This is a genomic window from Paenibacillus sp. NRS-1782, assembly GCF_050467685.1.
Classification (GTDB): domain Bacteria; phylum Bacillota; class Bacilli; order Paenibacillales; family Paenibacillaceae; genus Paenibacillus; species Paenibacillus terrae_A.
Genome location: NZ_JBITPH010000049.1, coordinates 1 through 15,578, shown reverse-complemented (window position 1 = coordinate 15,578; position 15,578 = coordinate 1). Strand labels below are relative to the sequence as shown.

General features: G+C 49.1%; 9 protein-coding genes. All 9 read left to right on the top strand.

Annotation, left to right across the window (positions count from 1 at the left end):
* The first annotated feature begins 61 nt into the window (after nt 1–61).
* The 9 genes from ACIFQM_RS18815 to ACIFQM_RS18775 all read left to right on the top strand — a co-directional run bounded on the left by ACIFQM_RS18815 (nt 62) and on the right by ACIFQM_RS18775 (nt 15,017).
* Complete coding sequence (locus ACIFQM_RS18815) at nt 62–253, top strand: LacI family DNA-binding transcriptional regulator (RefSeq protein ID WP_430041024.1); 192 nt, start codon at nt 62–64, stop codon at nt 251–253.
* A complete protein-coding gene (locus tag ACIFQM_RS18810) occupies nt 225–1,946 on the top strand; it encodes a histidine kinase (protein ID WP_430045509.1) in 1,722 nt (573 codons plus the stop codon). The genes ACIFQM_RS18815 and ACIFQM_RS18810 overlap by 29 nt, the downstream gene beginning before the upstream one ends.
* A gap of 113 nt (nt 1,947–2,059) precedes the next feature.
* Nucleotides 2,060–3,631 (top strand): response regulator, encoded by a 1,572-nt coding sequence (locus ACIFQM_RS18805; RefSeq protein ID WP_430045507.1) that lies wholly within the window; start codon nt 2,060–2,062, stop codon nt 3,629–3,631.
* Between the two features lie 304 nt (nt 3,632–3,935).
* Complete coding sequence (locus tag ACIFQM_RS18800; RefSeq protein ID WP_430041027.1) at nt 3,936–4,856, top strand: ABC transporter permease; 921 nt, start codon at nt 3,936–3,938, stop codon at nt 4,854–4,856.
* 18 nt (nt 4,857–4,874) lie between these two features.
* Entirely contained in the window at nt 4,875–5,795 is a 921-nt protein-coding gene (locus tag ACIFQM_RS18795; RefSeq protein WP_430041028.1) for a carbohydrate ABC transporter permease, read from the top strand.
* Between the two features lie 76 nt (nt 5,796–5,871).
* Nucleotides 5,872–7,401 carry an ABC transporter substrate-binding protein gene (locus tag ACIFQM_RS18790; protein WP_430041029.1) on the top strand — a complete coding sequence of 510 codons (1,530 nt, stop codon included), beginning with the start codon at nt 5,872–5,874 and terminating at the stop codon, nt 7,399–7,401.
* 246 nt (nt 7,402–7,647) lie between these two features.
* Nucleotides 7,648–9,378, top strand: coding sequence for a glycosyl hydrolase 53 family protein (locus ACIFQM_RS18785; RefSeq protein ID WP_430065973.1), 1,731 nt, complete (start codon nt 7,648–7,650; stop codon nt 9,376–9,378).
* A 419-nt stretch (nt 9,379–9,797) separates the two neighbouring features.
* Nucleotides 9,798–12,812 (top strand): glycoside hydrolase family 2 TIM barrel-domain containing protein, encoded by a 3,015-nt coding sequence (locus ACIFQM_RS18780; protein WP_430041031.1) that lies wholly within the window; start codon nt 9,798–9,800, stop codon nt 12,810–12,812.
* A 132-nt stretch (nt 12,813–12,944) separates the two neighbouring features.
* Nucleotides 12,945–15,017, top strand: a complete 2,073-nt coding sequence (locus ACIFQM_RS18775) for a beta-galactosidase (protein WP_430041032.1) — start codon at nt 12,945–12,947, stop codon at nt 15,015–15,017.
* The last annotated feature ends 561 nt before the right edge of the window (nt 15,018–15,578 follow it).

Sequence of the window (15,578 nt, the reverse complement as noted above, 5' to 3'; positions counted from 1 at the left end):
AAAAATGAAACGTTTCCAACTTCGTGTTATTATAATTCTCATAAGAGAGATGGGGGGTTAAATGCCAAGTATTAAAGTTGTAGCTGGCGTAGCTGTGGGAACGGTGTCCCGCATTATAAACAACTCGAGTTCTGTAAAAGCAGGTACACGCAAAAAAATGGAGAAATCTTATTCGAGCATGGCGGTATTTATTATTAGAACGAGGATGGGAAAGGAACTTACCGGTGAAATCATATGTACCTTTTACCTATAAAATGATGATCCCCTACTTGCTGCTAGTGTTGCTTACGGACGTGTTGATCGGCTATATTTCGTATTCGATGCTTGTTCAATCGCGGACGGAGATGGCTGAGACGAATATTCGGACCGGTATGGAGCAGACAAGGAACAATATCCTTTACCAGATGGACGAAATCCAGCGCATGTCCGATACGCTGTTCGGCAGCTTGGCGTTCCAGCACGCCATTCAGAAAAGGGGAGATCCGCTGGACATTTACTGGACGATGCTGGACGAGATCATCCCGCAGATGACAGCGCCGCTGCAGTTATCTGGGAACGATATTCGTATTATGCTTTACACACTGAATAGCGATTTGAACATTGTGAGTGGCGATAACCTCGCGGAGCCGATCAAGCAAAACGATTATTATATCCTGCCGTTCGGTGAGATTTCTCAGACCGAGTGGTTTCGTTCGCTTCAAGCCACGGAACGGGACAACATCTGGCTGCAAATCGATACCGACAGTAAACTTGGTAATATATCACATTTTTGCCGTTTGTTATCGTATGCCGATTATAAGACTGAAATCGGCTATGTGCGTATTACCGTGTCACTCGAAGACCTGTTGGGCGATTTCGTGGCCTTTCCGCTCGAAGAAGGGATTACGCTGCGTCTGGTTGACCGTTCCACCGGCATATCGCTTTACCAGCGAGGAATGGCCGAACAAGGCGCCTCGCGCGAAGCATATCTAAGCCTGCTGGAAGAGATCCCGGGTACTGATTTCGTGATCGAGACGCTGGTGCCCAATTCGTACTTGTCGAAGGATGCGGGTAGGCTTCAGCGAATCATTATCACTGTATGCGCCATTAGCTTTGGTGTCATGGCCTTCATTGGCTATATCGTCGCCCGCCTTTCCGGGCGTAGGATGTCGAGGATCGTCAGCCTTGTTCGTTCGTTCCAGGAAGGGGATTTTCTGAAGCGGATACAATTCTCAGGCAATGACGAGTTTGTACAAATCGCCGATGCGTTCAACGTGATGGCCAGTAGTATCCAAAAATTGATTGATAGCGTCTATGTCGAAGGCATCCAAAAGAAACAAGCTGAGCTGGAGGCCTTGCAAGCGCAGATCAACCCTCACTTCCTCTATAACACGCTGTCGACGATCGGAAGCTTGGCGAATCTCGGAGAGACGGACAAGGTGACGGAGATGGTGCAAGGGCTCTCTCGTTTTTACCGTCTCACCCTTAACCAAGGCCGTGTCTGCATTGAACTGGAGAAAGAGCTGGAACAAGTGACGACCTATCTTGCGATCCAACGGGTAAAATATGCGGACGCTTTTACGGTGCATGTCGATGTCGAGCCCGATATTTTGCAGGTGCCGGTCATTAAGCTGATCCTGCAACCCTTTGTGGAGAACATCTTTAAGCACGCTTGGTTCGGAGATTCTATCGCGATTGTGATTAAGGCATGTCGTATTGGTGATCTTATCGAGCTGAAGGTCATTGACAACGGCATTGGTATGAAACCCCATACGTTGGAGCGATTGCTAAACAACTCGAGGCAAGAGGGCGGTTACGGTGTCAAAAACGTCGACGAGCGCATCAAGCTGTTATACGGAGATCCTTCCGGCGTCCAGATCGCAAGCATTTATGGAGGAGGAACGACGGTGCGAATTCTGCTCCCGGCTTGGTATCAGGATGGGCCGGGCGGCGAACCACGGCAGTAACCGTGAATTTGTATCCGTTTTCATTGAAGACCGCCATGTTGTTCTTCGGGGGTAAAAGATATGATACATTTAGGTATAATGCGTAAATGAGTAAAACGACCGGAGGCATGGATATGAGTGTTAACCTGTTGCTAGTTGATGATGAAGTGGTCGATCTCGAATGGCTGCGTCGACGTGTTCTCGAGAGTGGGCTGAATGTCCACGTGGCGGGCACTGCCCATAGCGGTTTTCAGGCATTGAAGCTCATGGAATCTGAACCGATCGACTTGATCTTATCGGATATTCGAATGCCGATCATGACGGGAACCGAATTTGCCCGGAAGGCGAAAACAATCCATCCGAAGGTTAAAATCGTATTTATTAGTGGCCACGAGGATTTCGGCTACGCCAAGGAAGCGATTGAGATCAATGCTTCAGGGTATTTGCTGAAGCCGGTCGAAGACCAAGAACTATTCCGCATGCTGACGGAGCAGGTCACGCAAATCGAGCAAGAACTGGAGCAGGATCGTTCCTTTACGGAAACCCTGTCGCTCGTGAACGAAGAGCTACTCCTGCGGTGGTTCGAGGAACGAACGCCCGCGCCAGCCACATCGCACGTTAGCAGTGTGCTTGCGCATTATTTGGAGAAGGGGGCGTCTGTGGCGCTCGTGGAAATAGATGACTTAGAATGGAAGATGCGAAGCCTTCCGCCGGAAGAGCAACGCGCAGAGACTCGAAAGATCACCCGTACGATTAATACATTTGCAGCGGACGTCAAGCTTGGTACCGTCATCGAGGGGCAGGGAAACCGACTCGCGATTCTTGCGGCCATGCCGGAGTCTCGGTTCAATAGCCTGCTTAAGGAGCTTGTCGAGCATGTGAATCGAAGCACTTCTCGCACGGTTACGATCGGCGTCGGTCGTTATGCTTCCAACGAGACGGAACTCCACGAGTCTTTTCGACAGGCGCTGGCGGCGCTTGGTGCCAAATGGCTGCTCGGCAAAAATCGAATCATTCAAGGAGTGATTGAGGCACATCCTCAAAATACGTCGAGCAAGTTCATGGAAGAGAAGGTCAATCGAATGCTAGAAGCCATCTTGGAATACGATCTGGTCACAATCGACGACTGTTTAATAGAGTTGCTTCAACAGGACATGACACTGACTGGCAAGGAAGGCGTGTACGCGCTTATCATACGTATGACGTCCAAGCTGCATGCCGATCTTCAGCAGCGAAAAGAAAATTTATACGAACTGCTGGAATGGGAATTACGCCAACCTGACGTACTGTTTCAATTCGAGACGGTGCATGACATTCTGTCTTGGCTTCGCAGAGGATTCTTCGAGTTGTCTGAGATGCTGTACATCAAGGGACAAAGGCAGATGCGCAAACTAATTGAAGAAATTATGCAATACGTGGAGAATAACCTGGAGAAGAAAATTACGCTTAAGGAAGTCGCAGCGCATTTAGATTTTACTGCGAACTATTTGGGTCAGTTATTCAAAGAGGAGACGGGCACGCATTTCAGCGATTACTTGATCGGCCTAAAGACGGATCGTGTGTGTGAGCTGCTCAAAGACCCGACGAAGAAAATTTATGAAATCGCTGATCAGATGGGCTATAAGAATATAATTTATTTCAACCGGAATTTCAAGCAAGCAATGGGCATGACGCCGGGTGAATACCGCAAGAAGCACAAAATTTAATAGCTATATGTGTGATTGAGGTCCCGGTCGATTCATACCGAGGGCCTTTTTTTCTATGCCTGACCGATGAACTCACTGACCTTATTTTAAATGTTTATTTAGTTAATTATGCTTCTTTTAAAATCTCTGTTGTTTAATTCCAGCCGGCCTTGTTAATCAATGGGTCAGTGTGGTTTGTTATGGAGGAAAAAGGTACGGTTCGTCAGATCGGTGAAAAAGTATGGTTTTTTGTTGCTTGGCTAAATTTTCAAGGCCTATAACGCTCGCCTATAATGGGGACAAGAGGAGAGAGGAGAGGGAGCATGTGAACCTGCATGGATTTTGGAGCGATGTCAGAAAGTATAAAACCCTGCTACTGATGCTCACGCCAGGTGTACTTTTTATTTTTCTATTCGCCTACGTGCCTATGGCGGGAATCGTATTGGCGTTCAAGCAATTCAACTTTGACGGCGGTGTATTCGGGAGCCCCTGGAACGGTTTCGATAATTTCCGGTTTCTTTTTGAGTCAGGTGACGCCTGGCGCGTAACACGCAACACCGCGCTTTACAATATCGCGTTCATCGTCGTGAACAACGTAGTGCAAATCTTTGCCGCGATCCTGCTGTTTGAGGTGGGGGGGAAGTGGTTTCGAAAGTTGACTCAAACGGTGTTTTTCCTGCCTTACTTCATCTCGTGGGTTGTTGTCGGCGCCATTGCATTCAACTTATTTAGCTACGACTTCGGGTTTATTAACGGGACGTTGAGGATGCTGGGTATGGAGTCGATCGATATTTACAATACCCCCGCGTATTGGCCGTTCATTCTGATCATCGCATCCACATGGAAGGCGTTCGGTTACGGGACGATTATGTATCTGGCTACCATCACGAGCATCGATACCGAGATGTATGAGGCGGCGGAAATGGATGGAGCCAACGTCTTCCAACGAATCCTGAAGATTACCGTGCCGAACCTGTATCCAACAATGATTATCCTGGTGTTGCTGGCGATCGGCAATATTTTTCGTGGTGATTTCGGGATGTTCTACAACATGGTCGGCAACAACGGTCTCTTATTCTCAAATACGGATGTCATTGATACGTTTGTCTTCCGCCTGCTGATGACCTCAAATGAGATTGGCATGTCGGCCGCAGCTGGTTTCTACCAATCGTTGCTTGGCTTCGTGACCATCATGATCGCCAACTACGCGGTTCGTAAATACGATAAAGACCGTGCATTATTCTAAGAGAAGGAGGGAATGCCCATGTCTGCGATAAATACGAGCCAAGCGGTAGGCAGAAGACGCGTGTCTGCCGATCGTGTATTGCTCAATATCATCGGTTACATCTCGCTTACTATTCTGGGTTTGTTCTGCATCTTGCCCTTTATTTTGATCGTGTCCTCCTCGTTGACAGAGGAGAAGAGCATTATTGAGAATGGCTTTCAGTTGTTCCCGACGGCCTTCTCGACCGAGGCGTATAGCATTCTGTTCAAATATCCCTCACAGATGATCCAGGCTTACGTCGTCACGATCGGGGTGACCGCCGTCGGGACGCTGGTCGGGCTGTTTTTGACCGCAATGACGGCCTATGTTCTGGCTAGGAAGGATTTCAAATGGCGAGGAACCTTCTCGTTCTACTTCTTTTTTACGACATTGTTCAACGGTGGGCTTGTCCCCTGGTATTTGCTCGTCGTTGAATACTTGCACCTAAAGGATACTTTTCTGGTATTGATTCTGCCCTTATTGATGAATGTGTTTTACATCATTGTCATGAAGACGTTCATGAGCAATATCCCGGAAGCGATTACAGAATCCGCTAAAATCGACGGAGCGGGCGATTTCAGGATCTTTATGGAGCTGATCATCCCTTTGTCGAAGCCGGCGCTGGCAACCATAGGATTGTTCATCGCGCTTGGTTACTGGAACGATTGGTATAACCCGCTGCTCTTTATTTCGAAAGAGAATTTGATGCCGTTGCAATACTATCTTTATCGCATGCTTGGGAATATGGACGGTATGCGCAAGGCGATGATGGCCTCAGGGGCGGTCGTCAAATTAAGTATCCCGACCGAAAGCTTGAAAATGGCGATGACTATTGTAGCGACAGGACCCATCCTAATCGCGTATCCGTTCATTCAGCGTTTTTTCGTTAAAGGCTTGACTGTCGGTTCAGTGAAAGGATGATCTCAGGGCAACTTGGTAATCCATAGCATGTCTGTTCATATCAATGCCAATAACTGAAATAAGGGGAGTATGGATCATGAAACACAAGAAGGGTAATGCCATGTTGCTTCTTGCCATCGTGCTATTGCTTAGTACGCTACTTAGCGCATGTGGTGGTAACAACGGAAATTCGGGGGACGGGAACGGTACAGACGACGCGAACGACGGCACGGTTAAACTGAAAATGCTGCTGCTGGGCGCCAAGCCAGCGGATTACGACGAAGTGTTCGGTGAGGTGAACAAACTGCTGAAGAAGAAGATCAACACGACAGTTGAAGCCGAATTCCTCGACTGGTCCGATTGGTCGCAGAAATATCCACTCAGGTTCGCAGCGAAAGATGATTTCGACTTGGTGTTCACGGCGAACTGGGCATTTTATTCCAATCAGTCGCTGAATGGTGGCTTCTACGAACTGACCGACGACCTGCTGAAATCCAATGCACCTATGACATGGAAAGCGATGCCGAAGCTCTCTTGGGAGCAGGCGAAGATTAAGGGCAAGCTGTACATGGTGCCGAACAACAACCAAGAAATTATGGACAAAGTTTTGCTGGTTCGTGAGGACTTACGCAAGAAGTACAATCTTGAGCCAGTCACCAGTCCCGAGACGTTTGCCGACTACGCGAAGATGATTGCGAAGAACGAAAAAGGGATGAGCGGCTTCACTGCAGCGGCGGGCGGTGGATATAAATGGAACGAATTGGATAATGTGCTGCTTGAGCAGTATAACGAATGGAAACTCGTAGATCCGAACATCCCGTTCGCTTATAAGCTTGATGATGCAACAGGAAAAGCTTTTAACGTTTATGATACGCCCGAATTCAAAAAGTTGCTCATTTATTATAAAGACTTGGCTGATAACGGTGGTTGGTCCAAGAATGTTGTCAACAGCAAGAACGACGTTTGGCAAGAAATGAAGGCCGGCAAGGCCGCATCGTACAAGCGCAATCTCGGAACTTTGGGCTTCGATTTAGCAGAGGCTCGTCGTGAGCTTCCTGATGTCGACATGGCTATTGCCGATCTCACCCCGAATCAGAAGAAAACGGCTTCCATCTCGACGCAGAATGGCATGGCGATCCATGCGACATCCAAGCATGTAGAGCGTTCCCTAATGGTGATCGACCTATTGCAGAACGACAAGCAAATTCATGATTTGACGATGTACGGCATCGCAGGCAAGCACTACGAGCCGGTCGGCGACGACAAGTTTAAAGCAGGCGCGAGCCAAGCGAATTACACTGGTTTCTCCTACTGGGGGTGGAATTCTGCACTCAATCGGACGGATGCTTCCTATCCTCAGGAAGCGACGAATATGGAAGCTGACTGGAAGAAGAAAGTTTATCACTATCCGCTTGAGACGTTTGTGTTCGACGACCAGAAGGTAAAGAATGAAATAGCTAGCATCGGCAACGTGATGTTACGATACGGCGTCCCGCTAGAGTACGGCCTGATTCCGGATTTGGAGAAGGGTCAAGCCGAGCTAGTCAAGCAACTTAAAGTTGCGGGTATCGACAAAGTACAGGCGGAACTACAAAGCCAGATTGATGCCTTCTTGGCAGGGAAATAACGTAAAGAGGGAGTCACTCCCTCTTTCTTTTTTTAACGAAAGTCGAAAGGGATAGATATCTTGTTTGTGGACGAAAGCGGAGCAGCTTGAGTGGATCAGGTTGCGGGTTTGGAACTACCCAAATCGGCGGATTCTGAAATTTTATGCGGATGATCCAGTTGGCGTGGACGAGATGTGATCTATAAAGGTTTGTGAAAGCGCTTCAATTCAGATATATTGATGCAATTAAAACTAGGAGGTAGTACATTGATCAATAGAATAATTGCTATGATTCTTACGTTTGCTATGATTATATCCATGACAGCTTTTATCTTACCGACAAAAGTAAACGCTTCATCTATCTCTAACTCGTTTGCCAAAGGCGCAGATATCAGCTGGCTGCCACAATTAGAGGCCCTGGGTTATAAATTCTATAATGATAATGGGGAGGAGCAAGATCTTCTTCAGATTTTAAAGGATCACGGAATTGATTCCATAAGAATACGGGCTTTTGTTGATCCTTCTGATGATCCTTCCAATGGTCATTGCAGTACAGAAGAAGTAGTTGCATTAGCATCTCGTGTAAGCGCCTTGGGATTTAGAGTTATGATTGATTTACACTACAGTGATACTTGGGCTGACCCGGGAAAACAGATAATACCTAAAGCATGGGCCAACGATAATTTAGATCAATTAAAAGTACATGTATCGGAATACACTTCTGAGGTGATGAAGGCTCTAAAAGTAGCAGGCGTAACACCAGAGTGGGTACAAATCGGGAATGAAATAAATAATGGAATGATGCATCCGTTGGGGGGGTATAGCAATACGTCCAACCTCGTTCAACTGATTCAAGCCGGATCGAGCGCAGCCAGAGCGGTTTTTCCTGGGATTAAGGTTATCATCCATAGAGCAGACGGAGCAGAAAATGGCGTTGAAAAGTTTTATGACGGTCTGGTTGCAGCCGGTCTTAAAGATAACGATTATGATATCATCGGCTTATCTTATTATCCAGATTCGGTCTTTACTTCCTCAATTCATGAATTAACTGAAAATATGAATAAACTCGCAGAAAAATATGGGAAGGAAGTCATGATTGTTGAAGTCGGAGGGGAAGTTGCCAAGGATGCTGATAGCGTTTATAACATGCTTGTAAATGTTCAAAATAAATTACATGCAATTCCGAACGATTTGGGAACAGGTATATTTTATTGGGCACCTGAGGGGAATTATTTTGGGTATCCTAAATCTGCATGGGACCCGGACGGCACGCCCTCATTGGCATTAGATGCATTTATTGACGGTGCTGTTGAAAATAACCGGTTTCCTGTGCAATCTTTGGCTCTGGATAAGCATACCGAAACGATTGAAGTAGGTGCTGCTAGTAAGCTAAATGCTATTATCAATCCTGCTAATGCAACCTATAAAGGAATTACTTTTACGAGCTCAAATCCTGATATTGTAAAGGCACATTCTTATAATGGGACAATTTCCGGACTTTCTGTTGGGAAAGCGACTATATCGGTGGTTTCATATGATGGGAGTTTTGCTGACTCTTCCGAAGTTACTGTTGTGCCAAGCACAAATTTGATTCAAAATCCCGGCTTTGAGATGGGTTTAAAACCGTGGAAGGTTACTGGGGATACAGACGCAGTTAGTACAGATATTGACGTACACTCCGGCACATTAGCATTACACTATTGGAGACCAACAGCCACAGAATTCAGAGTTTCCCAAACTGTCACAGGGATTAAAAATGGCACCTATCAATTATCTGCTTGGGTCTACGGCGGAGGAGAAGAAGAGATATCCGAGATTTTTGCTGGAGATAAGAGGCGAATATTTACAAATGCTGGTAAATGGTCTAATCCAACAATAGATAATATTGTAGTTACAGATGGAACTTTGACTATTGGCGCCCATCTAAAATTTTCCGGTGGGCAGTGGGGAAACATTGACGACTTCAAACTGATTAAGAAAGCCGAAGCTGTAAAGTAATAGGAGCCTCTTCTTTCCTTTTGACTCACACAAATACTAATTCGAAAGGGATTTCTCACGAGGAAGAGGCACAAGATTTGAATAGCTGTATGTGTGAGCGAACCCCGGTTGAATCATGAACGGGGTTCGCTGTTTTTTTGTTCTGAGGGAAAATACATGGTTCGACAGATCGGTGAAAAAGTATGGGTTATTGTTGCTAGGCTAAATTCTCGAGACCCATTACGCTAGCCTATAATGGATATATAGCGGAGAGAGTAGAGGGAGAGCATGAATGAAACCCTGCTTCTAATGCTCACGCTGACGCCTATCGCGATCGTGTATCAGATGTTTCCGCTGGGTTTTCCGTCGCAAGTATGGATTATAAGGATAGAAGCGTGGACGAGTGGTGAGCGTTAAAGGATGAAAGGGAGTGGAGGATCATGGTTAAGATCAAGACGTATTGGGAGGACTTGGGTGTAAGGCAAATCAATCGCGAGGAATCCAGGGCGTATTTTATTCCATATGGGGATACGCGGCGGGCGATGGAGGGGAAGCGAGGGCAATCTCCCTTTTATCAAACGCTGAACGGCAGCTGGAAATTCCGCTATCATGCCAGTGTACAGGGGGTTGAAAACGGGTTTTATGAGGAAAGGGTGGATGTCGACGGATGGGACGATCTTCTCGTACCTTCCTGCTGGCAAGTGAACGGATACGACCAGCTGCATTATACGAACATCCACTATCCTTTTCCGTATAATCCGCCGTATGTGCCGGACGACAATCCGGCGGGCGTCTATGTCAGGGATTTCAATGTGCCGGTTAGCTGGGAGGAGAAGAAGCCGTTCATCGTGTTCGAGGGAGTGAACGCTTGTTTTTACCTATGGGTCAACGGCCAGTTTGTCGGCTACAGTCAGGGAAGCCGGATGCCGGCGGAATTCGATCTGACAGGCGTCTTGCGAACGGGATCGAACCGGGTTACTGTCATGGTCTTAAAGTGGTGTGATGGTTCGTATATAGAGGATCAGGACGTTTGGCGATTTTCGGGTATTTTCCGGGACGTCTATTTGCTCGCACGCGATTCGCATTACATTCGGGATGTCTACAACAAGCAAGAGTTAGCAACTGATTTCAGCTGGGCCGTGCTGCGCTGCGAAATCGAGACGATTGGCCCTGTTGGCGTAAAAGCGGAACTACTTGACAAGGACGGTAAGCAGGTCGGCTTCCAATCGGCGGCGATCGACGGGAAGGGTATACTAGCGTTCCATGTCGAAGCGCCGGTACTGTGGAATGCGGAATGTCCTTATTTGTACCAGTTACTCGTATACTCCGGACAAGAAGTCCTCCGATTCCGCGTCGGCTTCCGAAAAATCGAAATCAAGGACGGAGTATTTCGAATTAACGGACAGGCCATCAAGCTAAAGGGGGTCAATCGGCATGACTCCCATCCCGAGCTGGGACAGACCATTCCCGTTCCCCACATGGTTCAAGACCTTGTCTTAATGAAGCGGCATAACATCAACACGATTCGTGCTTCACATTATCCCAACGACTCGAAATTTTTGGAGCTTTGTGACGAATACGGATTTTACGTCATCGACGAGGCGGACTTGGAATGCCATGGGGTGCTGCCCGCGACGGGAACCTACCATGCCTTGACGAAGAATCCAGCCTGGCGGGACAGCTTTCTCGAACGCGCGGAACGGATGATCGAACGGGATAAAAACCACCCGTCCGTCATCATTTGGTCGATGGGGAACGAATCTGGTTTCGACGCCAATCATATCGCGATGGCGGAGTGGGCGAAGGTGCGCGATCCATCTCGTCCGATTCACTACGAAGGCGCCGCACCGCGCCATCAAGGCAGCACCGAAACGGGTTGTTTGGACATGGATAGCCATATGTACGAATCGATCAAGTATATTGAGAATTATGCAAAGGACGAAACGGCTACGATGCCGCTCTTCTTATGCGAATATAGCCATGCGATGGGCAATGGCCCCGGGGATTTGAAGGATTACTGGGACGTCATATATAAATACCCGAAGCTGATGGGTGGCTGCGTCTGGGAATGGTGCGATCACGGGATTGTGACGCGAACGGAGGACGGCACACCTTTCTTCGGCTACGGAGGCGACTTCGGGGATCAGCCTAATGACGGAAATTTCTGCATTGACGGACTCGTGTCGCCGGACCGCGTGCCGCATACCGGTCTGCTCGAGCTGAAGCAAGTGATCGCTCCAATTCGAGTGGAGGCCAAGGCGCTTGCGGAAGGAAAGCTCGATGTTACGAACCTCTACGACTTCATCGACTTGTCCCACGTCAGCTTCCATTGGAAGGTCGAGAAGGACGGCCAAGTCGCGGGGCAAGGCCTGCTCGAAGGGCTGTCGACGAAGCCGCACACAACGGAAACGATATCGCTCCCGGTATGCTGGCCTAAGGAAGCGGAAAGCCGTTATTTCCTGACGATCTCATACCGATTGAACCGCGAGACGTCATGGGCCGGCCTGGGACACGAAATTGCGTTCGAGCAATTCGAGCTACCTGTCATCCAGAAAAAAGTAGACGTCGTTGCCGTTGACCGGCCTGAAATCTCGGCGCGGGAAGAGGATGGAAGGCTGACGATCCAAGGCTTCGATTTCGTCCATCACTTCGATTTATGCAAGGGAGCATTCACGGAGATTTCTCGGCACGGCGTGCCGCTTATCCAAGAACCGGTTGCCTTCTCCGTATGGCGTGCGCCGACGGATAACGACCGCTTTGTGAAAGAGAAGTGGCTTGAGGCCGGATTTGATCGGGCGGTCACGAAGGTGTATCGCGTGGATTGGAAGCAGGAGGAAGTCGGTTCGGTTACCATTCAAGTCTCCTTCTCATTGGGCGGCTATAGCGTACCGACCATTCTCTCAGGAAACGCCGAATGGACAGTGTTGGCGACGGGAGAAATCGTGCTGTGCGTAAAAGCGAACGTGAAGGAGGACCTGTTGTATTTGCCTCGCTTCGGCCTTCAGCTCACGATGCCTGCCGGCATGGAGGAAGTTGAATACTTCGGACTCGGCCCGCACGAGAGCTATATGGACAAACGCCGAAGCGTGAAGAAGGGGCATTACCTGACGACAGTCGATGAGATGTTCGTTCCTTACATTAAACCGCAAGAAAACGGCTCACGGTTCGGAACGGAGTGGGTCACGGTATCCAATGCACTAGGCATGGGCCTTCGTTTCGAAGGGGATGAGACCTTCTCGTTCAATGCGGGACATTATGGCATAGACGATCTTGCGGCTGCGGGGCACCTCCATGAGCTTGCCAAGCGCAAGGAAACGTTTATCCATCTCGATTACAAGATGAGTGGGATTGGATCGAACTCTTGTGGTCCGGAGCTGCTCCAGCCATACCGTCTGGATGAAAAGGAAATTGAATTCGGTTTGCGCATCATCCCGGTGTTTAAAGCAGATGAATAGCTATGCCTGCCCAGCAGCACAAATACGATAAGTTCAAACGGATTCATTCAATTCCAAGATTTAGCTGCATTTTTGCAGGTAGATGCCCGATTTTGTCCATAATATACCATAAAACAAGGAGAGATAGACGCTATGAAGAACACACAAGTATTCCCACCCGTCAGCGACAAGCTTCCCGTCATGATGCACGGCGCCGATTACAATCCAGATCAATGGCTTCGTTATCCGGAGGTGCTCGAGGAAGATATCCGTCTGATGAAGCTTTCCGGCTGCAACGTCATGTCGATCGGCATATTCGCATGGGCCGCGCTCGAACCGACGGAAGGTACGTTTACCTTCGATTGGCTGGACCAACTGCTCGAGCGCTTCGAAGCGAACGGTATTTATGCTTGGCTGGCGACGCCTAGCGGCGCACGTCCGGCTTGGATGTCAGAAAAGTATCCGGAGGTTCGGCGGGTCGAAGCGAATCGCGTCCGCAACCTGCACGGCATGCGTCACAATCACTGCTATACATCACCGGTTTACCGCGAGAAGACCTTCATCATCAACCGGAAGCTGGCGGAGCGTTACGGCGACCATCCAGCGGTCGTAGGCTGGCATATTTCCAACGAATTCGGCGGCGATTGTCATTGCGACTATTGCCAAGACGCCTTCCGGGCATGGTTGAAAAATAAATACGGCACGCTTGAGGCGTTAAACCATGCGTGGTGGTCGACGTTCTGGGCGCATACGTACAACGATTGGGGACAGATCGAATCACCTGCTCCGCACGGCGAATGCGCAGTACATGGCCAGAATCTCGACTGGCGCCGCTTTGTGACGGACCAAACGATTGATTTCTGCCGGTACGAAATCGAAGCGATACGGAAAGCAGGGTCAGCGTTGCCAGTCACAACCAACATGCATATGTTCGAGGGTTTGGACTACCGTAAATTCGGAGATTTACTCGACGTCATTTCCTGGGACGCTTACCCGACTTGGCATGAGCATCAAGATGACGCCGAACTGGGAGCATTCGTCGCGTTCTATCACGACCTGTATCGTTCTATCAAGGGGCGGCCGTTCCTGCTGATGGAAAGTACGCCGAGCCTGACCAACTGGCAGCCAGTCAGCAAGCTAAAGCAGCCGGGCATGCACAAACTGTCCTCGTTGCAAGCTGTGGCGCACGGCTCGGATTCCGTCCAATACTTCCAATGGCGCAAAAGCCGCGGCTCCAGCGAGAAATTCCACGGCGCGGTCGTGGATCATGTCGGTCACGAGCATACGCGAGTCTTCCGCGATGTCACGGAGCTTAGCCAGACGCTGGCGGGATTGGTTGAGGTCGTTGGGACTTCGACGCCCGCGCAAGCGGCAATCTTGTTCGATTGGGATAACCGTTGGGCAATCAAGGATGCACAAGGGCCGCGCAACTCGGGTCTCCATTACGAAGAGACTGTGTACGCTCAGCACCGCGCGTTATGGTCTCACGGCGTGCCAACCGACGTCATCGGCTCCGAGGACGACTTTGCGCCGTACAAGCTGATCGTCGCGCCCATGCTATATTTGTGCCGGGAGGAAACCGGGAAGAAGCTAGAACTTTTCGTCGAGAATGGGGGAACGCTGGTCGTAACGTACTGGTCCGGCATCGTCGATGAGCATGATCTTTGCCACCTCGGGGGTTTCCCGGGACCGCTACGCAACACGCTTGGTATTTGGGCGGAGGAGATCGAAGGCTTGTACAACGATGATCGCAACGGCGTTGTATTGGCGGCAGACAATCCGCTCGGGCTGGCTGGAACATTTGAATCGCATGAACTTTGCGAGCTGATCCATACGGAGGGTGCGGAAGTGCTTGGCGTCTACACAGACAGTTTCTATGCAGGCCGTCCCGCGCTGACGGTGAACCGACTGGGCAAAGGCCGGGCCTATTACATGGCGACCCGCCTCAAGGACGATTTCCTGGACGCATTCTATGACCTATTGGCTAAAGAGGCTGGCCTGGAGCGGGTAATCGATACAAAGCTTCCTCATGGTGTTACGGCGCAGGCGCGGACGAACGGAACGGACGACTTCGTGTTTATTCAGAATTTCGGAGGCACGCCGCAGCGCGTCGAATTGGATGGCCGGTCCTACACGGATATGGAAACCGGCGAAGCGGTGGACAATGCCCTTGAGCTTGGTGCAAACGGCATTCGCTTGTTGAAGCGGCAAGCGAAATCCTGGTAATAAGGGGAGGCAACAAGTATGATGCAAATGATCAATGTAAAGAACATCCTGTGAAGTATACATTAAACACTACGTTTGAAACAAATTGAACAAAAATGATGAATGCTACAATGAATTTGTTGCAAACTTTCACATTACCCTTGCCAAGGCGGATCTATATCAGAAAGTTTTGATTTGCTAGAACCATGGTAGGACAAAACCGTATTACATGCATTAAAGACATGGTCAGTGAAGTGATGCTCAAGCATGGGGAGCGGTTCCGATCTATGAGTATACTGCTGAGACTCTTGGTGTTTTGGTGGCAGCTCCTGAGGGAAGTGAGCTCCTTATCCATCCCAGAATCTGTAGACTTAGTCGGGCTTCTGGATGCGTATTGACTGCAAGGGGGCGTGTCGATGTGGAAGGGCATATTGAAAACTCAGGTTATCATTTTTCTGCTAAATGGCCGGAGGATGTCCTGTACACCTTTCAACTGCCAGACGGACAAAGTGAGTCTGGAGGGGGTTACACTACAGTGATTGAAATGTCGACTGTTCTGGCTCTAGTACAGCATCAGTCTTT